At 50.1% G+C, this 21,825-nt stretch carries 18 protein-coding genes; 7 read left to right on the forward strand and 11 right to left on the reverse strand.

All coding sequences use genetic code 11. The annotated features are described in order from the left end of the window. Positions 1 to 102: 102 nt before the first annotated feature. The 11 genes from HWI92_RS12425 to ligA all read right to left on the reverse strand — a co-directional run bounded on the left by HWI92_RS12425 (position 103) and on the right by ligA (position 11,040). Positions 103 to 714 carry an inorganic pyrophosphatase gene (locus HWI92_RS12425; RefSeq protein ID WP_374757873.1) on the reverse strand — a complete coding sequence of 204 codons (612 nt, stop codon included), beginning with the start codon at positions 712 to 714 and terminating at the stop codon, positions 103 to 105. A 52-nt stretch (positions 715 to 766) separates the two neighbouring features. After that, positions 767 to 1,738: a glycosyltransferase family 2 protein gene (locus HWI92_RS12430; protein ID WP_204655450.1), complete on the reverse strand. Its 972-nt coding sequence runs from the start codon at positions 1,736 to 1,738 to the stop codon at positions 767 to 769. Between the two features lie 59 nt (positions 1,739 to 1,797). Continuing rightward, the gene (locus HWI92_RS12435) at positions 1,798 to 2,520 is read right to left on the reverse strand and encodes a tRNA1(Val) (adenine(37)-N6)-methyltransferase (protein WP_204655452.1); all 723 of its coding nucleotides are present in this window, start codon (positions 2,518 to 2,520) and stop codon (positions 1,798 to 1,800) included. Between the two features lie 2 nt (positions 2,521 to 2,522). Then, positions 2,523 to 3,152, reverse strand: coding sequence for a ribonuclease H1 domain-containing protein (locus HWI92_RS12440; RefSeq protein ID WP_204655454.1), 630 nt, complete (start codon positions 3,150 to 3,152; stop codon positions 2,523 to 2,525). A 545-nt stretch (positions 3,153 to 3,697) separates the two neighbouring features. Beyond that, positions 3,698 to 4,936 (reverse strand): peptidase T, encoded by a 1,239-nt coding sequence (pepT, locus tag HWI92_RS12445; RefSeq protein ID WP_204655456.1) that lies wholly within the window; start codon positions 4,934 to 4,936, stop codon positions 3,698 to 3,700. A 12-nt stretch (positions 4,937 to 4,948) separates the two neighbouring features. Continuing rightward, the gene (locus tag HWI92_RS12450) at positions 4,949 to 5,413 is read right to left on the reverse strand and encodes a pyrophosphohydrolase domain-containing protein (RefSeq protein ID WP_204655458.1); all 465 of its coding nucleotides are present in this window, start codon (positions 5,411 to 5,413) and stop codon (positions 4,949 to 4,951) included. Positions 5,414 to 5,449: 36 nt separating this feature from the next. Beyond that, positions 5,450 to 6,019, reverse strand: coding sequence for a MarC family protein (locus tag HWI92_RS12455; protein ID WP_204655460.1), 570 nt, complete (start codon positions 6,017 to 6,019; stop codon positions 5,450 to 5,452). Between the two features lie 90 nt (positions 6,020 to 6,109). After that, positions 6,110 to 6,823: an NUDIX hydrolase gene (locus HWI92_RS12460; RefSeq protein WP_204655462.1), complete on the reverse strand. Its 714-nt coding sequence runs from the start codon at positions 6,821 to 6,823 to the stop codon at positions 6,110 to 6,112. Between the two features lie 62 nt (positions 6,824 to 6,885). Then, positions 6,886 to 7,953 (reverse strand): aminotransferase class V-fold PLP-dependent enzyme, encoded by a 1,068-nt coding sequence (locus HWI92_RS12465; RefSeq protein ID WP_204655464.1) that lies wholly within the window; start codon positions 7,951 to 7,953, stop codon positions 6,886 to 6,888. 46 nt (positions 7,954 to 7,999) lie between these two features. After that, positions 8,000 to 8,890 carry a 4-hydroxy-tetrahydrodipicolinate synthase gene (gene dapA, locus HWI92_RS12470; protein WP_204655466.1) on the reverse strand — a complete coding sequence of 297 codons (891 nt, stop codon included), beginning with the start codon at positions 8,888 to 8,890 and terminating at the stop codon, positions 8,000 to 8,002. Positions 8,891 to 8,946: 56 nt separating this feature from the next. Beyond that, on the reverse strand, positions 8,947 to 11,040 hold the full coding sequence (ligA, locus tag HWI92_RS12475; protein WP_204655468.1) for an NAD-dependent DNA ligase LigA: 2,094 nt from the start codon (positions 11,038 to 11,040) through the stop codon (positions 8,947 to 8,949). A 212-nt stretch (positions 11,041 to 11,252) separates the two neighbouring features. On the opposite strand from ligA, the gene HWI92_RS12480 reads away from it, so the two are divergent. From HWI92_RS12480 to HWI92_RS12510, 7 genes are all read left to right on the forward strand, one after another. Further along, positions 11,253 to 14,393: a DUF6443 domain-containing protein gene (locus HWI92_RS12480; RefSeq protein ID WP_204655484.1), complete on the forward strand. Its 3,141-nt coding sequence runs from the start codon at positions 11,253 to 11,255 to the stop codon at positions 14,391 to 14,393. Between the two features lie 136 nt (positions 14,394 to 14,529). Beyond that, a complete protein-coding gene (locus HWI92_RS12485) occupies positions 14,530 to 14,802 on the forward strand; it encodes a hypothetical protein (RefSeq protein WP_204655486.1) in 273 nt (90 codons plus the stop codon). Between the two features lie 14 nt (positions 14,803 to 14,816). Then, complete coding sequence (locus HWI92_RS12490) at positions 14,817 to 15,161, forward strand: immunity protein Imm33 domain-containing protein (RefSeq protein WP_204655488.1); 345 nt, start codon at positions 14,817 to 14,819, stop codon at positions 15,159 to 15,161. A gap of 538 nt (positions 15,162 to 15,699) precedes the next feature. After that, positions 15,700 to 16,347 (forward strand): ribulose-phosphate 3-epimerase, encoded by a 648-nt coding sequence (rpe, locus tag HWI92_RS12495; RefSeq protein WP_204655490.1) that lies wholly within the window; start codon positions 15,700 to 15,702, stop codon positions 16,345 to 16,347. A 7-nt stretch (positions 16,348 to 16,354) separates the two neighbouring features. Continuing rightward, positions 16,355 to 17,665 (forward strand): apiosidase-like domain-containing protein, encoded by a 1,311-nt coding sequence (locus tag HWI92_RS12500; RefSeq protein WP_229247902.1) that lies wholly within the window; start codon positions 16,355 to 16,357, stop codon positions 17,663 to 17,665. Between the two features lie 139 nt (positions 17,666 to 17,804). Then, entirely contained in the window at positions 17,805 to 19,829 is a 2,025-nt protein-coding gene (locus HWI92_RS12505; protein WP_204655492.1) for an OmpA family protein, read from the forward strand. A 66-nt stretch (positions 19,830 to 19,895) separates the two neighbouring features. After that, positions 19,896 to 21,755 carry a glycosyltransferase family 39 protein gene (locus tag HWI92_RS12510; protein WP_204655494.1) on the forward strand — a complete coding sequence of 620 codons (1,860 nt, stop codon included), beginning with the start codon at positions 19,896 to 19,898 and terminating at the stop codon, positions 21,753 to 21,755. The last annotated feature ends 70 nt before the right edge of the window (positions 21,756 to 21,825 follow it).

Below are 21,825 nucleotides of genomic sequence, written 5' to 3' on the forward strand. Positions count from 1 at the left end.
TTCATTTTAAAAATGCTGCAAAGATAACGAAAAAAGGCCGTCCCGGAGAGGGACAGCCCAAATTCAGTTGCAGTCGGCAGTAACTTCGGCAGCGGCTGATATTCAATAGTATGAATGCTTGTAATCCTCCACCGAAGTAAGGATTACCTCATGCGCCTCTTCTCTGCCGTACACGTTTGTAATTTCAATATGTGCCTTTTCGCCGGGCAGGTTTTTGTAGGTCAGGAAGTAGTGTTTCAAACGTTCCACGATCCCCTCTGGCAGCTGGCTCAGATCGGAGTAAGAACCGTAAACTTCATCTCCTTTCAGTACGGCAATGATCTTATCGTCGGCCTCGCCGCCATCGATCAGCCTAATGCCGCCGATAGGCTTGGCCTCACACATGATGTTGCCGTGCGAAATGATTTTCTCGCAAAGTACAATGATATCCAGCGGATCGCCGTCACCTTCTGTCACATCACGTCCGGAGCGTTCGCGCGCCAGTGCAGCAATTTTTTCGGAGCAGTAGGTTTTAGGGATAAATCCGTAAAGTGCAGGAACGATGTTGGAGTATTTCTGCGGGCGGTCAATTTTCAGGTAACCGGTTGTTTTGTCAATCTCGTATTTTACGGTATCGGTAGGAACAATCTCAATAAATGCGGTTACAAGTTCAGGGGCGTTTTCGCCCATGGGAATGCCGTGCCACGGGTGTGCTTTGTGTACGTTAGCGATCATTATTTACGTAATAGGTAATAACTTTTTATATAAAACTCTTTTGTTCAGCAATTCAGAAGCCCGCTTTTTCAGCGATTGTATAATCCCCTGTTTTCGAGACGGATTGTTTGACCAGCAGCTCCCCGAGAAAGCCCGCAAGAAAAAACTGGGAGCCTACCATGATCGCGACGAGTGCCAGAAAAAATAATGGATTGTCGGTAACATTGCGGTAGGGCAAAAGATGGTAGATGTTGTAAATCTTTTTACCAAGAAGCCAAAAGGCTATAATGGTTCCGAGAAAAAACATAAGGGTTCCCAGACTACCAAAAAAATGCATAGGCCTACGCCCAAACTTATTCACAAAGGCAATCGAAAGCAAATCCAGAAAGCCAAAAATAAAGCGTTCGAGCCCAAACTTGGTGTAGCCGTACTTGCGCGCCCGGTGCTGCACCACCTTTTCCCCTATCTTCCTGAAACCGTTCCATTTGGCAATCACGGGAATGTACCGGTGCATTTCACCGTAAATGGTAATATTGCGCACAACCTCCCTGCGATACGCTTTCAGTCCGCAGTTGAAATCGTGCAATGCCACGCCCGAAATACCCCGGGTCGCTGCATTGAAAAGTTTGGTCGGGATGGTTTTGGTGAGGGGGTCATAGCGTTTCTTCTTCCAGCCCGACACCAGGTCGTACTGCTCGTCCTGGATCATCCGGTACAAGCCGGGGATCTCGTCCGGACTATCCTGCAAATCCGCGTCCATTGTAATGATGACCTCACCGCGCGCCACCTGAAAGCCTGTCTGCAGCGCAGCAGTTTTACCATAATTACGCACAAACCGGAGGCCGCGGATATGTACATGCCGGGCCGACAATACTTCTATCACATCCCAGGAGCGGTCTTTACTTCCGTCATCAATCAGGATTACTTCGTAGGTAAAGGCATTTTCATTCATGACCCTTTCAATCCATTCGGTAAGCTCGGGCAATGATTCCTCTTCATTGAAAAGCGGAACGATAACGGAAATCTGAATAACTGGATCGGTCATGAATTGATTGCAATGCGCTGCCCACCTGGAAGCGGCAGGCAAATTTCGTGTTTTCCTGATCAAAATTTCAAATAAAACATTTTCAAAAGGCTGACAAAGTCAGGATGATAGGTTTTTCCATCATTTTCGTAGATGAAAAGGTTTGAAAATGCAGGCTGCAAATCTTCGGTGGCAGTCCGCTTAAAGGTCATAAACTGGCGGAAAGGCTTTTTACCAGGTTGATGGTAAAGTGTAGTACCCCGGACCTGCTTCCAGCCGCAGCGTTCTGCTTTTTTGATAAAAATACCAGCTTCCGCCACAGGTAGCAGCACATGAAAACTTCCATCGTCAGCCAGTAACTGATCCGAAGCAGTCAGCAACTCATCGAATGCAAGTGAATGCGCATGGTGTGCCTGGTTTTTTTCCTGATCGGGAGATAAAAGGTCGGCCTGAAAAAAGGGCGGATTGGTAATTACGGCGTCGTACCGGTATCCGGGTCTGAACCGCCGGATGTCCTCATGGTACAGCTTAATACGGTCTGCAAAGGGACTATCTGCAATATTTTGTCCCGCCTGCGAAAATGCATTCGGCTCGATCTCCACGGTATCAATGTGCGCGAGCTCATTGCGCTGTGCCGCCATTAATGCGAGTAATCCTGTACCGGTGCCGATGTCCAGGATACTTTTCACATCTGAAATATGTACCCACGCGCCGAATGCACATGCATCCGTGCACACCTTCATGGCACACTGGTCCTGCTGAATGGTAAATTGTTTAAAACGGAAATAGGAATTGCCTGCCATACTTATTTTCTGCCGAAATCAGCCGGATTTTCACCCCAGTACTCGGTCTCCCATTTCAGGATTTTATTGGAAAATGTATTGGTAGCAAGCCAGCGCTCTGCCCGTTGCAGCATTTCAAATACAGGCTTATTCCGGGGTGTCAGCGCAAGTTTGGTATTCGCATGCTTCTTCCTGATCCAGCTGATGGCCGTACGGCTGTCGCTGTAAACCGGCAGGTTGCTTTCCTTTTTCTGGAGATACGCAAGTGCATGTACGATCGCCAGAAACTCGCCGATGTTGTTGGTACCGTCGGCAAATGGCCCCTGCAAAAAAATACGCTGACCGGTCTGGTAATAAATTCCCTGGTACTCCATATCGCCCGTGGCGGTATTCCAGGCGGCATCCACCACGATACTGTCCTTAATGGGACTGCCTATGGATGCGGGTGCTTCCTTCAATGCCGGCTTGGCTTCTTTTTTGGTCACAAATTCCCAGTAACTACCCTGGATCGCAGCTTCCGCCTCGGCGATCGAATCAAAGGACTTGTATTTCGCATCCTCAAAACCCTTGATCTGCTTCTCGCATTCCTTCCAGTCGGTAAAAATGCCCGTCTTTCTTCCCTGCCAGACTACGTAGAATTTGGTCTTTTTCAATTTTGAATGACTGAATGATTGAATGATTGAATGATTGAATGATTGAATGATTGAATGAGTTTTGAGTTAGTGAGGGAGTGAGTTAGTGAGTATTTATGGACTGTCAACCTTTGTCACCCTGAGCGGAGTCGAAGGGAGATGCGGTCAACCTTTGTCACCCTGAGCGGAGTCGAAGGGAGATGCGGTCGCCAAAATGCCCTTCGACTCCGCTCAGGGTGACAAAGCGACTCCACTCAGGTTACAAGGCAACATCGCTCAGTGACAAAGCAGCTCCGCTACGGTACCAAGGCGGCCCCGCTCAGGGTGACAAAGCGGCCCGCTCAGGTCACAAGCCAACTCCGCTTAGGTGACAAGGCAACAGCGCTCAGAAGAACATAGTAACAAAACTTGGACTATGGTATACCTGCTAACCATCATGATAAACCGATCAATGATCACTTCCTCCCTCACGATGTCAAAACGATGTCACAGGACAACTTCCGAAGTTCATGATCCTATCTTTATCCATCCTCCCTCCTCCTCTCTCCCAAAACTCATTCAGTCATTCAATCATTCAAAACTAAATTCGCTACTTCCTCACAAATGCCCACAATCACCTCCACTGCTTTTTCCATATCCTGCACGGACACCCATTCGAGCCGGGAGTGGAAGGCGTGTTCGCCGGCGAAGATGTTGGGACAGGGTAAGCCCATGAAGGAGAGACGGGAGCCGTCGGTTCCGCCCCGGATGCTTCTTTGAATGGGATCAAGACCGGCCCTTTTCATGCCCTTCAAGGCATACTCAACCACTTTCGGATGCTGGTCGAGGATTTCCTTCATGTTCCGGTATTGTTCCTGAACCGTAAATTCAGCGGTGGAATGCGGGTAGCGGGCCAGCACTTCCTGCATGATATTTTGCAGCAGGTTTTCTTTTTCATGCAAACCAGCCGTAGTAAAGTCGCGGATGATAAACTGTATAACTGCCTTTTCCTGAATACCTTCCACTTGTACGGGATGAATAAACCCTTCCTTACCCGTAGTCGCTTCGGGAGATAATTCTTTGGGCAGCCCGGCGAGGATCTCACCTGCAATTTTCAGCGCATTTTCGAGTTTGCCCAATGCGTATCCCGGGTGGGTACTCACGCCATGAATGGTAATCCTGACCCCATCGGCCGAGAATGTTTCATCTTCCAGCGTCCCTACAGCCTCTCCGTCCACAGTATAGCCGAAGTCTGCGCCGAGCTTTTGCAAATCTACATGCTCCGTTCCCCTGCCTACTTCCTCATCCGGCGTAAAAAGGATTTTAACAGCTCCGTGAACGATCTCGGGATGTGCCTGCAGGTATTCGGCAGCAGCCATTATTTCGGCCACGCCGGCTTTGTTGTCCGCTCCGAGCAGGGTTGTTCCGCTGGCCGTCACGATATCGTTCCCGATCTGCTGATCCAGGTCGTGCAGCTCAATGATCCGCAGCACCTGCGAAGGATCGTCGGGCAGTACAATATCGGTTCCGTCCCAATTGTAATGCACAATGGGCTTCACACCCGCACCTGTCACATCGGGCGACGTATCCACATGAGAGCAGAAGCACACCACAGGAACATGCTGATCGGTGTTGGACGGAATGGTCGCGTAAACGTAACCATGTTCGTCCAGGTGCGCATCGGCAATGCCGATTTCCCGCAGCTCCTGCACCAGCAGCAGGCTCAGGTCCTTTTGCCTGGCGGTACTCGGGAAAGTGGCCGAATTGGGATCCGACTGGGTGTCGATCTGCACGTAGCGGAGAAAACGTTCAAGAACGGATGACATAATACGGAGTAGTTAAACCAGGATGGAAGCCAGATCTGCGGGCGAATAGTTGATGTTTTTCAGCGTCTTGTCGTCTGCCTTGCGGTACACAAGGTACTTGCCTTCATCTTCCTTGTAATAGCACTCGGTCCCTTTGGCCTGATAATGCGCCACGGTGGCTTCGGCCTCTTCTATCGTCAGACAGGCCTTGGACATGTTGGAACGCTGCACTTCATCAAACAGCTCCCTGAACTTTTCGCCCAAACCAAATTCCAGTACGGCACCTGCCAGGACATATTGCAGGTCGCACAATGCATCGGCCACTTCCACGATATCTTTTTCCAGAATCGCTACTTCCAGCTCTTTGAGCTCTTCGGCGAGCAATGCTACGCGCAATTTGCTGCGGTCTTCGGACGGGATGGCAGGTTTGTCAAGGATAGGATGTTTGAATGTCTTATGAAATTCTGCGACCTGGTTCAGGCTGTCGAGCTGCTGCATATTGAATGGGATATGATGATTTAAATCAATGGATTGTTACAAAGTAAGGTTTGTCTTAAAAAGCTTGATGGCGATTGCCAGCAATATGATCCCGAAAACCTTCCGGAGTATATCGGTGCCACCCTGCCCAAGCTTCTTTTCAAGCCAGTTGGATGATTTGAGAACGAGGTACACGAAGAAAAGATTGAGCAGGATACCGACCAGGATATTCTGGATCTGGTAGGTAGACCGGAGTGCGAGCAGGGTGGTCATGGTAGCAGCGCCAGCTATGATCGGGAATGCGATAGGCACAATGGATGCCACACCCACATCCAGGTCGTCGTGCTTGAAAATGTTGCGCCCGAGGATCATTTCCATGCCAAGGAGAAACAGGATGATCGCCCCTGCAATCGCAAACGAAGCAACATCCACACCAAAAAGGTCCAGCAGTTTTTCTCCTAAAAAAAGAAAAACCACCATGATAATGCCCGCTACCAGGGTCGCCTTTTCAGACTCGATCTTGCCCAGCTTCCTGCGGAAGTCCACAATCACAGGCAGCGAGCCCAATACGTCAATAACCGAGAACAGAATAAGTGTAATCGAAACGATTTCCTTGAAGTTGAACATGGGAAGTACTTGTCGAGACTATCCCGCAAAGTTGATCAAATCCCTGTGTTTACGCAACGTTCACCTGTCTTTCGGTGAAAATCAGACTGGTCAGGAGGCGCTGCCGGGAAGAAAATTGAGAAAGTTGTTGAATTGTTTGCGGTATTTCTCTTCATCAATCTTGTAAAAAAAAGCGCCTTTTTTGGAGTACCCTTTCTGCTTTTCGTCGAGCTTGATGAGCAGGTTGGTCGACAGGAGCTTTCTGCTGAAATTCCGCTTGTCGAGCTCCGTCCCGAAAATCGCCTCGTACAGTTTCTGCAACTGGGGAATGGTAAATTTTTCAGGCAGCAGCTCAAACCCGATCGGATGCTGTGATGCTTTGTAGCGGAGGTGATCGATCGCCATTTTCACCATCGCGTCGTGATCAAAAAGCATTTTTGGAAGTTCATCCAGTGAAAACCAATGCGTTTCAAAATTTTTGGAAATCCGGTGATCATAATCTTCCACATTGATCAGCGCAAAATACGCCACCGAAACCGTCCGTTCCACCGGGTCGCGACGGGGGTTTCCGAAGGTATGGAGCTGTTCAAGGTAAATGTCGGTAAGGTTAGTAAGCTCATACAGGATGCGTGTGGACGCACCTTCAAGGCTCTCGTCGGGCTGCACCCAGCCGCCCATGAGCGACCAGGTATGGTCTTCCTCTTCAATGCCCCTTTTTACAAGTAACAATTTGAGCTCGTCGCCGTCGAACCCGAAAATGATAGAATCAAGGGCAACCAGGCATTTGGTTTGTGCCTGGTACTGTTTTAAAATATCTAATCGCACAATGGTTAGCTGCGGAGTGAGTAATTCCTGTTTCTGTTAATAAATGCACACAGGCATTATTACTACTCATGAGATGGATTTTCGGCCTCGCGAACCAGGAAACCCTGCAAAATGGCCATCTCCTGCCCGGTAATTGCAGGAAAGTTCGCAATCCTGAAAGTGGTTTCCTTGTCCGCACCATATCCATTACCCAGGATGATCCCCTGCTCTTTTGCAGCTGTTTTCAGGTACGAAATACGCGCTGCAGAAGCACGGACCGCAATAACGGTATCGGATCTTACCGCTTCATTTTCAACGTGAAGTTGGTAATGGTTGGCAGCAAGGAAATCATACCAGATTTTGGCTGTGGCCCGGGTACTTCCGTCCACCACCTGAATGGGCTGTACCAGCTGCATTACCCTGTTGAGCAGGTAAATACCGAGGATATTGGGCGTGTAAGGTGTCTGGTATTTGAGGAAATTTTCCCGGACAAAAAGAAAACTGTTATAATGATTTCGCTCACCCACGCGCTCAGCCTGTGCGATAGCCCGCGGAGAGGCGATCATCACGCCCAGTCCTGCGGGCAGGCCGAAGCATTTTTGCACGGAAGCATACCAGAGGTCCGCATCGTACCAGGGCAGCATTACCCCTGCCATGGAGGAGGTAGCATCTACCGCAATTACATTGCCCACATGCTGCCTCACCCCGGCGAGGTATGTATCGGGCAGCTTGGTACCATTGGAAGTTTCATTGTGCGTGAAGCAGATTACCTGGCTCACCGGCACATCCAGTGCATCCATGGCCGGTGCCGCGTTGAAGTCGTAGCCCGCACCGAACGATTGGGGAACCAGGCGCTGGGTGTACTCCATCCATTTTTCTCCAAATGCACCATTGTAAATATGCAGACTTGCATGCTCTACAAGCGACTGGGCCACGATCTCCCAGCATTCGGTAGCGGAAGAAACCAAGTACACCTCGTATTCATCGGGCACGGCCAGCTTGAATTTGAGCAGATCAATGGTTTCCCGCAGCATTTTCATAAATGACTCGCTGCGGTGATTGGCGCTCACGAGCCCGCTTTCAAATGCTTCCTGTACATACTGCCCGACCTGCGGATATACCTTGGACGGACCTGGATAAAATGTGATCATCCGGCTAAAACCTTCATGGCCGCAGGGCGGTAGTTCAAGTATAGATTCAGATAAAACCTTCACGTTTCATTGCATTTTCAAGCTTTTCGCCCAGTTCAGCGGAAGCTTTCAGCAGCGGAAGACGTACATCCGAGCGACAGATACCTTTAATTTCAAGGCATTTCTTGATGCCGACGGGATTGGACTCAATATACAGCAGCGTATCAAATTCGAGGAATGCGAGCTGCAACCTTGCAGCCTCCTCAAACCGTCCTTCCAGCGCATGCCATGTCAGTTCGCCAAATTCCTTCGGAAATGCATTGGCAATCACAGAAATCACACCGTGCCACCCCACGCTGATCATGGTCGTCACCAGGTTGTCATCACCTGAAAGCAGCAGGAAATCCTCAGGTGCCCGGGCCGCCAGCTCCATACTTTGTTCCAGGCTGCCGCCGGCATCCTTGATCCCGATGATATTGGGGTGCTCCGAAAGCTTCACGATGGTGTCGGGCTTCATGTTCACGACCGTCCGGCCGGGTACATTGTAGAGAATTACCGGCACAGGCGAAGCATCAGCGATAGCCGTAAAATGCGCCGTAATACCTTCCTGCGTAGGTTTGTTGTAATATGGGCAAACAGACAGGATCGCGTCCACGCCCGTAAAGTCCGTATCGCGGATGGTATCCAGTACTGTTCTGGTATTGTTCCCGCCGATCCCGTAGATGATGGGGAGCGACTTGTAGTTATTCTGAATGGTAAATGCCAGTATTTCCTTCTTTTCAGCAGGCGTCACGGTAGGCGACTCGCCGGTAGTACCCTGCACTACCAGGTAATCCGACCCACCTTCCGAAACCAGGTCAATCAGGTTTTTCAAACCCGCATAGTCAATTTCATTCTGCTCATCAAAGGGAGTGATCAGGGCGGCCCCTACCCCTTTGAAACGTTGGTCTAATGGCATTATTCCTGTATAAATGTTAGATTTTAAAACGCAAAGTTAGGCTTCCTGCCCGTTTTTCATGAAATGTTGGCAATCATTGCTAAAAATTCTTCCTCGCTCAGAATGGTCACGCCCAGCTTCCTGGCTTTTTCCAGTTTGGACGGGCCCATGTTGGCACCCGCCAGCAGGTAGTTGAGCTTACCCGAAACCCCGCTCAGTACACGTCCGCCGTTTGCCTCGATTTTCTCTTTCAGATCGTCCCTTTCGAAATGCTCAAATACGCCTGAAATCACGAAAGTTTTCCCTTCCAGCACCTCGCTTTCCTTTTCGACTGGCTTTTCATTGGTTTCCATTTGCAGGCCAGCCTGTTCGAGGCGCTCCACCAGCAGCTGGTTTTCGGGCACACTGAAATAGGATTCAATGCTCATGGCAATGCGGCCGCCAATCTCGGGAACGCCGGTAAGCTGCTCATAGGTAGCCGCCCGTAGCGCACGGATGGACTTGAAGTAGGTGGCTAGTTTTTCAGCCACCGTAGCGCCTACAAACCGGATGCCCAGTGCAAAAAGGACATTCTTAAACGGAACCGTTTTGGACAGCTCTATGCCTTTCAGGATGTTTTCCACGGTCTTTTCGCGGAAGCTGATCTTCTTGACCTTCCCGGTTTCTTCATTCAGGATGCTTTTTTCAATCCCCAGCAAGTTTGATTCATTGAGATCATACAGGTCTGCGGGCGTTTTTACCAGTCCCAGATCAAACAGCAGCTCGATTTTCCCCTCGCCCAAACTCTCGATATTCATGGCTTTGCGATGGATAAAATGCTCGATCCGGCCTTTGAGCTGGGGAGGACAGTGGCTGTCGTTGGGACAAAAATAGGCTACCTCTCCTTCGTTCCTTTGCAGCTCATGGCCGCATTCGGGGCAATGTGTTGGGAAAACAATAGGCTTCGTCTCATAACTTTCACGTTGAGAAACGTCTACTCCCGTAATTTTCGGAATGATTTCACCGCTTTTTTCTACAAAAACGGTGTCGTACAAACGAATCCCCAGGCGTTCGAGCTCATTGGCATTGTGCAGCGTAGCGCGCTTCACCCGCGTGCCCGACAAATGCACACCTTTCACCTGATTGTACGGCAGAGTACGCTCCGTGAGGTCGCTCAGGTTGGCTACCGGCGTAATTGTCCCGATCCGCCCGACCTGGTAGGTTACAAACCGCAGCACAGCCGGCTTGTTTTCGGCCTTATACTTGTATGAAATGGCCCAGCGCGGACTCTTAGCCGTAAAACCCAGCTCACGCTGCTGCTCAAAAGAGTTTACCTTGATCACAATCCCATCCGTAGCAAGCGGCAGCGACAGGCGTTTTTCTTCCCACTCGTGAATAAATGCAATTACTTCGTCGATGGTCTGCACTTTCCGCCAACCCGGCGATACATTGAAGCCCCAGGATTTCAGGCTGAGCAGGCTTTCCTCGTGACTTTTGAAAAAATCATTGTCGGTGATAAAAGAATAAAGGTAGCAGTCAAGTGCCCGGCGTGCAGTTTCGGCAGAGTCCTGTAACTTGAATGAGCCCGAAGCTGCATTCCGGGGGTTCGCATAGAGATTTTCTCCCAGCGATTCCATTTCCTCGTTGAGCTTCTGAAAAGAGCTGATTGGCATAAAACCTTCCCCTCTGACCTCAAACACCGGCGGCAAAGCTTCTCCGCTTACCCGGAGAGGCAATGTCCTGATGGTTTTAATATTGGTGGTAATATCGTCGCCCCGGGTACCGTCGCCCCGGGTTACCCCGCGCACCAGTACGCCGTTTTCGTAGGTAAAACTGAGTGAAATACCATCGAATTTAAGCTCGCAAATGTATTCGTAAGCCTCACCATCAAGTCCCTTGCGCACCCGGTCGTCGAAGTTGCGCAGCTCCTGCTCATTATAAGTATTATCCAGCGAAAGCATGGGATAACGATGGTATACCGCGCTGAATGTCTTCGTCACAGTGCCACCGACGCGCTGTGTGGGTGAATCACCCTGCATGAACGCAGGATACTGATCTTCAAGCGCTTTCAGCTGTTTGAGCATCTGATCAAACTCAAAATCCGACACTTCGGAAACATCGTCCTGATAGTAGCGGGTATTGTAATGGTTGAGTTTCCGGGTAAGATCAATGATCTGCTGTTGGGGATCCATGATGTTGACGACTAATGATGTTGTGGCCAAATTTAATGAGAAAACCGGGCGATTTTCATGGATGCAGGGTGGATTTAGGTCAAAGGTTGCCACCGCTGCTTCCACTTGCTCGACGAACCCTGCCGCCGGATCAATGCTTGCGGGTACCTATCGGAAGTTTGCTTCATTGTCGCTGCCCGTCTTTCAGGTGGGTTGAATTTGAACGACAATCAATGAAAAAACTTTTCCTTCCACTTATCCTCCTGCTGGCCTGCTTCCCCGTCCACGCCCAGCAGACCAACTCGCGCAACTACATCCTGCATCGCACCTTCAAACAATCAGGTGCTGCTCCCGATGATGTCAGCAAAGTCATCACCCAGGTGCAGTACTTTGACGGGCTGGGCCGGCCTGTCCAGCGCGTGCTGGTGGGACAGAGCCCTTCGGGTCAGGACCTGGTAGAAACCGCTGAGTACGATGCAGCCGGCAGGTTGTTTAAGAAGTATCTGCCTTATGCTGTTTCGGGCAAAGGCGCCTTTCAGCTCAATGCCGCTGCCAATGGTACGGCTTGGTACTCTGCCAACGCTGCTGGCCTCTTGGCCTCTGATCTGGGAAGGCCATATTCGGAGACCTTCTTTGAGCCTTCTGCCCTGGGGCGGGTGTCGGGCCAGCGGTTTGCCGGCGATAAAAGCGCAGCCTCCACCATCAAGCGCAAGGTGAACGGGGCCAACCAGGTTAACCGCTATGACTATGATGTGGCTTCTAACAAGATCATCCAGGTAGGCCAGTATGCACCCGGCACCCTGGTGTACCTGAACACTACCGACGAGCAGGGCAATGTGGTCAATGAGTTTACCGATCTTTTGGGACAAATGATCTGCCGGCAGGTGATCGCTGCGGCAGGCAGCTCTCTTTCCACCTACTACGTCTTTGATGATCTGGGACTGCTGCGGGGCATTTTGCAACCTGCCTACCAGGATTTAGCTTCGCTCTCTGATCATGCATTCACCTACGACTACGACGAGCGCCAGCGGCTGATCGTCAAACGTGTGCCCGGCCAGGGCGCTACCGAGCTGGTCTATGACCAGTATGACCGGCTGGCACTATCGCGCGATCCGGGCCAGCTGGGCCGGGGCGTGTGGGGCTTTACCAAGTACGATGCTTTGGACAGGCCGATTGCATCTGGGGAGGTTATTTCCAATGCTACCCGCACCAACTGGTCGGTGATCGTAGATGCCTTGACCCAGCACCATGAAGAGCGGGTGAATGGGAGTGTTTCAGGTTATACTTTGGATAAAACCGCGCCGAAAACGGCCAGTGAGGCTGATCTGCTTTCCGTTACCTTCTATGATGATTACTTGTTTTCCAAAGCAGCAGGACTGGCCTATACACCTGTCTACTACCCCGCCTACAATCCGGCCGTAAAAGGCCAGCTGACCGGCAGCCGCAGCCGCATGCTTTTGGGAAGTGGGAACCTAGGCAGCTGGCTGACTGCTGTGACCTACTATGACACCGAGTACCGGCCTATCCAGGTGAGCCGGGAACTGTATGAGCTGGGCGCTGGCGCTGTCGAGCGGGCATCAACCCAGTACAAGTACGATCTGGCCCCCATAGCTGCCCAGCAAAAAACCGAGCAGCTACTTTCGGGCAATATCGTCAATACCCACCTTGCCAGCTACACCTACGACCATGCAGACCGGCTGCTGGACGTGAAAGAAAAAGTAACTGCGGGTGCTGGTACAGCCGAGGCTTACACCACCGCCCAGCGCTACAATGCCTTGGGGCAGCTGCAAAGCAAGTGGCTGCATTCCACAGACGGCATCCATTACCTGCGAAAAACCAATTACACCCACAATATTAGAGGCTGGCTTTCAGAAGGGAAAACCGTCTACAAGAAAAACGAAAACGGCCCTGAGCTGCCCTACTTTGGCTTTGGGCTCACCTACCAGAAAGCAAACACCTACACCAACGGCAACATTAGCCAAATGCAATGGGCCAACCCCGATGAAGCCAGCTTTACCAAAGGGCTCACCTTCACCTACGACGGGGCAAACCGCCTGACGGGCTCGACAGGAATCAACGGCTATGCCGATACAGAAAGTAGCATCACTTACGACAAGAACGGTAACATCAAGACGCTGAACCGCGCCGGAGCGGCTACTGACAACCTGGCCTATACTTACACCGGCAATCGGCTTTCGGCCGTTAGCGACAACTCGGCCAGTAACACCGGGGTGAAGTCCGGCAGCAGCACCTTTGCCTACGATCTGAATGGGAACATGACCAGCGATGGCACCCGGGGAGCGGCAATTGCTTACAATCAAATTGACCAGCCTAAGACCATCACCATCGCAGGCAAGACCCAGCTCTACGATTACGATGCCTCAGGAGAAAAGCACAAGTATACCTCCGACACCCTGACGCTTAAATACGCAGGTGCCTTTGAGTACCGGCAGGTGGGCAATGCAAACAACTTGTACCGGGTTAGTTTGAGCGAAGGCCAGGCCGTGATGCGCAGTGGTAAGCTGGTCTTTGAGTACTACCTCAAAGATCATCTGGGCAACATCCGCATTGTCTTTGATCAGAAAGGGAATGTGTTGCAAAGAACGGATTATTATCCGTTTGGGCTGGGGATTAACCGGGACGGGGCTTCGCAGAAGGCCAGGAATGGAGTGAACAGGTATTTGTACAATGGCAAGGAGTTGCAGGTCGGGAGCGGGTATCTGGATTATGGGGCCAGGTTCTATATGCCGGAGATTGGGCGATGGGGAAAGATAGATCCACTAGCAGAGCAAGGAAGGCGTTGGTCTCCATACAATTATGGATTTGATAATCCAATGCGGTTTATTGATCCGGATGGGATGTGGCCGGAAAATCAAGGGAATGACCCTTTCCTGATCGCAAGACTGATAACAACGGCATTTTACGATACCAAGCATGCCATCATCAATACAGGGGCAAGGCTGTTGGGTTCGGATATCCGGGCGGGGTACAAAACGGATAATGAGGAAAATCAGACCTTTGAGACCCAAATCTATCGACAATCCGTTGACAACTCGCTTGGAGGTGTAGTAAGAGAGGCCGTAAATACGGTAGCTGATGTTGCTTTGGTTGCCACGGCCGGGTCAAGCCCTGCAAATCCTGGGAATTTGCTTTCAAAGACCAGCGCGGAATCACAGGTTGTAAAAGCAGGTAGGGATGGAGTTGAAGGAGTAATAACCGGTTATACTAGGCATGGAATAAATCAATCCATCGGACGAGATGGTGGTAGGGGTGTTAAAGCCTCAGAAATCGTAGAAGCCGTTAAAAATCCTAAAAAGGTGACTCCCCAAGACAACGGTGGAGTAAAATACGATGGTGCTGGTGCTAAGTTGTAGTAAATTCAAATGGAAAAGTCATAAGTACTTTTGGGAAACCTAGGGGAGAAATGATATATCCTAACGGAAAAGGCAATAATGCATTAAATAGAGCCAAGCAACTAGGATTAGAGTATGATCCGAAAAAAATACGATAATGAAAGAAATAGAATTTTCACACAGCCAGTTTGATTTCCTAATAGACAACTTTCCAGATTTGATGCCCGTCTTTGAAAAAAGTACAGTAAAATTTCAAAGTAATATTGTGTCTTTAGAAAATGAACAGATTGAATATTTGTTGGATGGATTATCAAAGCTGCTCTCAGAACAAGGAGTCAGACCAGATTCAGAGCCAAATGAGTTAGGATATTTTATTGAATCAATAATTGATCCGCTAAATCGTGCTTTCTATATCTCAGATGTTGGTTGAGCAAAAGAAGAAAAATGGATTGGACTAACATAATAAGCCAGCAAAAAGACATCTGTGAGAAGTATAAAGCTACTTTTTTGGAATCCCCGTTACATCTTAAAATGGGTATCTCTCAAAATGTAAAAAGTGGAATTCTTCCCATAAATGGATTGAGAATAAACCCCGAAGGCGATACAACGGGATGGTATATTTGGGCAGGAGAAGAATTATCTCAGGATGATGATTTTTTTGTTCCGCTCCATATCGAACACATTGAAAATTGGGTCCCAAATATATCGAAATACTTAGGACTTGGGCCAGGATGGCGCTTTATGGTGGCTGATAACTTTGAAGATGTTTGGTTTGATGAGAGTATTTAGATTCTAAACAGGGTGATAACTTATAACAGAACAGGCTCCGGAGTGGAGCCTATTCTTTTATACGGCATAGTGCCTTTCGGCATTAAAATCGCGTATCAGTGCATCAATGAGCATAAAAATCTATTTGTGGTCAGCCTCCGGCATTTTAGAAACTTCCTGCATGCGGCTGAGTGTGTACTTGTCGAGTTCCAGATCAACAAGGGCGTAGGAACAATAAGTATGAGATTGGTAAAAGCGATGCTCGCAACTACATTGAGTTCAAGTTTCCTTATAACAGGGTAAATACCATTAAGAATTCAGTTACTGGCGCATTAGAATACATCCTGAACGAAAATGTCAAACTGGATGAAAATGCAAAAAGAGAATAAAACTACTTTCCAAATCATACTTTTGCCAACCGTTTTATTTCTTACAGGACAAATATTCATTTGGTTTTCAGCTTACGGTGTTAGCCGAGGCGACCTGACCTACTCCCTCACTTTTTGGCCGGTACCCCCACAATCACTATTTTCACGCACTTAACCATTTCACCTGACCTATGGCTTCCATTGCCCCTTCCATACTTGCCGCTGACTTTGCCAACCTGCAACGCGACATTGAAATGCTCAACGCAAGCGATGCAGACTTTATTCACGTCGACATTATGGACGGGATGTTTGTGCCTAATATTTCATTCGGCATGCCTGTTTGTGAGGCTGTCAACCGGTATGCGCGCAAGCCGCTGGATGTACACCTGATGATCGAGCAGCCCGACCGCTACCTCGAAGCTTTCCGAAAAGCTGGCGCGAATGGTATTACGGTGCATTACGAAGCTTGTCCGCACCTGCACAGCACGGTGCAGCACATTCGCGAAACGGGAGCTGCCCCGGGCGTGGCACTGAACCCGCATACACCGGTGGAGCTGCTGACAGACATACTGCCCGAACTTTCGCTCGTGCTCATCATGTCGGTCAATCCCGGATTTGGAGGACAAAAATTTATCGAAAACACCTACAACAAAATTGCCCGTCTTCACCGGATCAGGCAGGAACGCGGACTCAGTTTCAGGATTGAGGTGGACGGGGGCGTAAACCTGGGCAATGCACCTTTGCTGGTAAAGGAAGGCGCAGATATACTGGTGGCAGGAAGTTTCGTTTTTAGTGCAGAAAATCCGCGCGAAACCATTGCGCAACTGAAACAAAGCTGACAGACCATTGATCCCCACTACCCTGATCCATTTTTTTGATTTGAGAACCCGGGCAACACAGCTGATATTCCTGATGCTGATCATTGCAAACACCTCTCTGGCCGCCAATCAGGTGTCCGAAGCCCAGCGGTTTCCGCTTAAAATAAGCCCGAACGGCCATCACATCGTTGATAATCATGGCACGCCGTTCCTGATGGTGGCAGATGTAGCCTGGCAACTGCTGCGGCGCATGAGCTACACGGATGCAGTCCGGTACATGGACATCCGCAAGTCGCAATCATTTAATACTTTCCTCATACAGCTGCTGCCGGCATTTCCTACCCAGCGAAACTATCAGAAAGTCCAGCCTTTTACAGGTAATGATCTTGCCAAACCCAATAAAGCTTACTTTGACTACCTGACAAAAATCATCGTTGCGGCACGCGAGCGCGATCTGGTAGTGGGTATTGTGGTTTCAAGAAAAAGCTGGAACGTGGTATTTGATGGTTTCGGCGAAAATGCCTGGAAACAATACGGGGAGTATGTCGGTAAACAGTTTGCCAGCTTCCCGAATGTGCTCTGGATCGTGAGCGAGGAGGAGTACCAGAGCTCAGCCCAGTTCAAGGCGATCTCGGCCGGGCTGCGTGCTGCCGGTGGCGACCAGATTATCGCTTCCCTGAGTACCTGCTCGCCGGCTCCTGTCGACAATGGCAATGCAAACCGCTCGGATCTGAAATTCATTATCCCCGACTCCACCGTAACCCACTCCGAATATGCAGCGCTGGCCAACTGGCAGAAAAACTCTGCTGAGGCATCATTACGGCCGTTTCTGATCGCAAACTCGGAGTTTCCGCGGGAGCTGAAAGACCAGTCCGTGCAGATCAGGAACCAGGCCTACCAGTCTATACTGAGCTCTGCGGCCGGGTTTTGCCACATGAGCACGATCAAAAACTTTTACCCGACCTGGAAAGCGAACATTACCAAAGATGGGGCCGAATACATTCATGAACTGGTAAAAATACTGAAAGGGATCCCCTGGGAATACATGCAGCCCGATCCTGAACAGACCCTCCTGCCCGACTCCACCGACCAGCGTGAAATAGGCGTAGTATCGTTGTCCAACAAGAAAATGGCCATGATGTACTTCCCGGAATCGCGGCCTGCCCGCCTCAATCTTTCCTACCTCAATGGCAGTGAATTCGGGGTGGTGTGGTACAGTCCGAGGACTGGCCGGCGATGGACAGGTCCGGACCTGAAACCGGGACCGGATGCCGCCATACAGCCTCCCGATGCGCAGCCGGGCTGGGACTGGATTGTACTGGTGGGTGTTAAGAACTAGGCCGGCGCTTACAGCTGCTTCGTTTGACATTCCGTCGGATTCTTGATAATATTACTAGTTGTTGAAAATTCAGTCATATTCTTAGTCAGACCTGACTTTTGCGCATTTAAAATGAGGCCTGACGGCTTGCAGCTCACCCATGAATTGGTTTTATAAAAGCTTTACAATTTATCTCCTGCTGGTAATTGCATGCATTAAAGGGTACGGACAGGAGGTAGTATGGGCGGGCAAAATCCTCGGGTACTCGTCAGAATTACGTCCTGCACAATACGGCCACGCGTACCGCGCCAAACAAATCCTCGGAAAACCCAACAAGCTGCCCGACTTTGGCGACAGCCCGTGCGCCTGGTCACCTGCTGAGGCCGACAGCCGTAATGAAGAATGGATTAAGGTCGGGTTTGAAAAAACCATTGCGCTGAAACAGATCGCGGTAGCTGAAAACTTCAATCCAGGCTCCATCACCCGCATTTATGCCTATGATGCCGCAGGCAAGGAGTACCTGGTTTACAATACGCCTGCCGGTCAGCAACAGGTGAAAGGCAGGATGCTGCATGTTTTTCCAAAGCAGGAAAGTATTACTGCCAATGCCGTGAAAATTGTCATGCAGCCCGACAGGGTTTCCGGTTTTAACCAGATCGACGCGATCGGCATTTCCGCCTCTGACATTCCTGTACAGGCCACGATCAACCTGGCAGACACGCAGCTGAAATACCAGAAGGAGAATATTGGCAAAGAAGTTAACAGCAAGGGACAGGAAGTGGCCCCGATCATTTCTCCTGATGGCAAAACGCTGTATTTCACGAGGAGTAATTTTGCAGGGAATATAGGCTCACCCCAAAAGCAGGATGTATGGTATGCCACACTCAACGACAAAAATCAATGGAGCGAAGCGGTAAATATCGGACCTCCCATCAACAATGCGGGTGATAATGCAATTACCAGCATTTCCGCAGATGGTAAAACCATTTACCTGATCAACATTTACCGGCCCGACGGCAGCATGTACTTCGGTCTGTCGAGGTCATTCAGGACCAAAAACGGCTGGACCTTCCCGAAGGAATACAAGATCCAGAACCTGGCGGGATATGTAGGCAGCATGGAGCTTACGGTTTCACCTTTTGGAAACGTCATGATCATTTCCGTGCAGCGCCCGGATACCGAGGGCGGCAAGGATTTGTATGTTTCATTTTTACAAAAAGACGACAGCTGGTCGGAGCCGCGGCACTTGGGCAATGTGATCAATACGGCTGATTATGAGGGTACACCTTTTCTGGCGCTTGATAACAAAACGCTTTATTTTTCGTCGCAGGGACACAGCGGTTACGGCGAAGGCGACCTTTTTGTGACCCGGCGCCTGGATGATACCTGGGTGCATTGGTCGGAGCCGCAGAATCTCGGACCATCGATCAACACGCCCCTGTGGGATGCCTACATCAACATTCCGGCCACGGGTGACTACGCGTATTTCAGCGCCAGCGACAAAGCAATCGGGCAGGAAGATATTTTCAGGATCCGCATGACGCCCGAAATGAAGCCCGAGCCGGTAGCCATCATTACGGGGACCATTTTCGAGGCCGAAACCAGCAAGCCGCTCCGCTCCGACATCATTGCCGATATCAAGAAAAATAATGAGGTATTTACCACGGCGAGCTTCGAACCGGAGTCCGGCGAGTACCGGCTGATCCTTCCCTTAAAGGAGATTTACCGCATATCTGCCGTCGAGAAAGGCTATTTTCCAGCCACGGAGGAGGTTGATCTTTCCAATGAAACTACCTACCGGACAATCCGGAAAAACCTGTATCTGCAACCTATCAAGCCCGGGCAGCAGATCCGCCTGAACAATACCATGTTCAGCCAGAGCAGTGCCGAAGTAATACCTTCCTCCTTCTCGGAGCTCGACCGCATTGTGAGCACCATGAACGACTATCCTGCTATGGAAATCCTGCTTGAAGGCCATACCGACAACCAGGGCGAGGTGCAGAAGAATGTGAAGCTGTCCGAAGACCGCGTGCAGCAGGTCAAGAAGTACCTCCTCTCCAAAGGAATAGACGCGCGCCGCATTCAGACCAAGGCCTGGGGACCGGCTAAGCCCATCGCAAGCAACCTTACCGAGCAGACCCGCCAGAGGAACCGGCGCGTGGAGTTCACGATCCTTAAAATTTAGAAAATGCCCGGAAAATCGAATTTTCCTTAATTTCGCGCCAGTCCGTCAGCATACCCTACTTAAATAATGCCTTTTAGCAGCGTCAAAAATGATAGGAGATCCTGGATATTCCTGTGCATAATCCTCGTCGGGGGATTTCTGCTCCGGGTGTACAAACTTGATAATTACAGCATATTTTTTGACGAAAAAAGCACGCTCGTCGTAAGTCAGGGCATTGTGCTTGAAGGTGCCAACCAGAAAGACGTTTTTGCGCATACCGTACGTTCGGTACCCGAGTTTTGGAAAAAACCGGAGCTGGACTACAAGCCTTTGCAGGTGCTGCGCTCATTTACCTACAAGGAAACATTTATCCCCAAAACCTTCACGCCGGCAGAATTCTGGGCACCCAAGTCCATTGAGGATTACTATGATGCCATGACGCGCAGCGATATCGGAAACAGCCCGTTCTACTACCTGCTGCTGCATTACTGGATAAAGTTTTTCGGTATGTCGGACTATGCAGTGCGGTTTTTTTCGGTGATTTTCAGTGTCCTGATCATCGGGCTTACCTATATTTTTGGTAAAAGATTTTTCAATGAACGTACGGGCTTGATCGCAGCTGCCATTGTGGCCGTCGAGCCTTTTTTTATTGCTTACAGCCATCAGGCGCGTAACTATTCCCTTACTTTTTTCCTCACGCTGCTGGCTACCTATTTCTTCCTGCGGATTATGGAAGAAAAAAACAGAAACCTCTGGCTGTACGCAGGGTATGCATTGGCTGCCGGCCTGAGCCTGCTCTCCCATTTCCTCACGATCTCGGTGCTGCTGGCGCATGCATTTTATGCATTGCTTTTCCTGAGAAATGTGCAGGGCTGGATCAAAATGGCGGTCACGGCCCTGGTTGCATTGAGCGGGGTCACGTGGTGGATGGTAGCGGGCGGCGGGCAGTACACCCTGTATTCCCTCAGCTACCAGGCCGACCTGTACCGCCGCATGGCCGAAACAATGCCCTACAACAATCCTTTCGGTGTGATCCTGCCGGCTACGCCTTTGAATGTGTTCAACAAGGCACTGCCTGTCTTTGCGGATCTGATCATTTTCACAAACGGACTCACGGATGCGCTTCTGGGTAAAAGAAATGTAGTTATTGCCATCCTGATCGGCATCCTGCTCATCATCTGGAACCGGGTGAAGGGAAGAGTGCGGGTTTCAGAGTCGGTTGCGGGTATAGTACCTTTTGTGCTTCTGGCTGTGGGTTTTGCGGTTTACACCAATCACCGCATCCAGTTTACCATCCTCCCGGTGGCGGTTTTCGCATTGTCGTTTATCCCGGCCCTGCATGCAGAGGCCAACCAGGTTCAGCGCAGGAGATTGTGGATGCTTTATATTATGGGCTTGGTGCCCACGCTTTTCCTGATATTAATGTCTTTCAAAAACGGGCATACCTTTGGGATCACGCAGCGGTACTCGGGCTTTTCCTTTCCCTATGTGATTATCCTGCTTTCGCTTTTGCTGCAGTACTACCTGAGGCTGGCTCCGGCATTCAGGCTGATCGTGTATGGTTTCCTGGCATTGCAGCTGGGCTTTGTGGCTTTACGGTTGCAGGAATTTTATGAAGACAGGTCTGTCAAATACGGCTACTTTCCCAACCCGCGCCAGCCCAACCCGTACTATGAAGCCGCGGAACGTATCAAAATGATGTACCAGAAAGGTGATACGGTACGCTATCCGGCACGTGGCTTTATCATCTTATCCGAAATGGACAGGACCTTCCTGCCCTACTCCGTGCAGGACGCGCAATTGACCAATCTCTACCTTCCCAAAGATGCTGCCTATGTACAGGCAATGGATACAACACAAACCGAAAGTATCCTTCTGAAAAGGCCCGGCAGCACCAAACCAATAGAAATTATGCGTCTTAAAGGTCTGCGCTACGGCTCGGAGTAGGTGGCCTGACACTTGGGAGCGGTCAAATAAGATTTTGTATATTGCACGGCAAATATCCCGCTTAGGGCCG

The organism is Dyadobacter sandarakinus (assembly GCF_016894445.1).
Lineage (GTDB): Bacteria > Bacteroidota > Bacteroidia > Cytophagales > Spirosomataceae > Dyadobacter > Dyadobacter sandarakinus.

What these genes read in the sequence shown, in the direction of transcription:
- HWI92_RS12425 (WP_374757873.1), bottom strand. Translation starts at nt 714, where the DNA reads ATGATCGCTAACGTACACAAAGCACACCCGTGGCACGGCATTCCCATG.
- HWI92_RS12430 (WP_204655450.1), bottom strand. Translation starts at nt 1,738, where the DNA reads ATGACCGATCCAGTTATTCAGATTTCCGTTATCGTTCCGCTTTTCAAT.
- HWI92_RS12435 (WP_204655452.1), bottom strand. Translation starts at nt 2,520, where the DNA reads ATGGCAGGCAATTCCTATTTCCGTTTTAAACAATTTACCATTCAGCAG.
- pepT (WP_204655456.1), bottom strand. Translation starts at nt 4,936, where the DNA reads ATGTCATCCGTTCTTGAACGTTTTCTCCGCTACGTGCAGATCGACACC.
- HWI92_RS12450 (WP_204655458.1), bottom strand. Translation starts at nt 5,413, where the DNA reads ATGCAGCAGCTCGACAGCCTGAACCAGGTCGCAGAATTTCATAAGACA.
- HWI92_RS12455 (WP_204655460.1), bottom strand. Translation starts at nt 6,019, where the DNA reads ATGTTCAACTTCAAGGAAATCGTTTCGATTACACTTATTCTGTTCTCG.
- HWI92_RS12465 (WP_204655464.1), bottom strand. Translation starts at nt 7,953, where the DNA reads ATGATCACATTTTATCCAGGTCCGTCCAAGGTATATCCGCAGGTCGGG.
- dapA (WP_204655466.1), bottom strand. Translation starts at nt 8,890, where the DNA reads ATGCCATTAGACCAACGTTTCAAAGGGGTAGGGGCCGCCCTGATCACT.
- ligA (WP_204655468.1), bottom strand. Translation starts at nt 11,040, where the DNA reads ATGGATCCCCAACAGCAGATCATTGATCTTACCCGGAAACTCAACCAT.
- HWI92_RS12480 (WP_204655484.1), top strand. Translation starts at nt 11,253, where the DNA reads ATGAAAAAACTTTTCCTTCCACTTATCCTCCTGCTGGCCTGCTTCCCC.
- HWI92_RS12485 (WP_204655486.1), top strand. Translation starts at nt 14,530, where the DNA reads ATGAAAGAAATAGAATTTTCACACAGCCAGTTTGATTTCCTAATAGAC.
- HWI92_RS12490 (WP_204655488.1), top strand. Translation starts at nt 14,817, where the DNA reads ATGGATTGGACTAACATAATAAGCCAGCAAAAAGACATCTGTGAGAAG.
- rpe (WP_204655490.1), top strand. Translation starts at nt 15,700, where the DNA reads ATGGCTTCCATTGCCCCTTCCATACTTGCCGCTGACTTTGCCAACCTG.
- HWI92_RS12505 (WP_204655492.1), top strand. Translation starts at nt 17,805, where the DNA reads ATGAATTGGTTTTATAAAAGCTTTACAATTTATCTCCTGCTGGTAATT.
- HWI92_RS12510 (WP_204655494.1), top strand. Translation starts at nt 19,896, where the DNA reads ATGCCTTTTAGCAGCGTCAAAAATGATAGGAGATCCTGGATATTCCTG.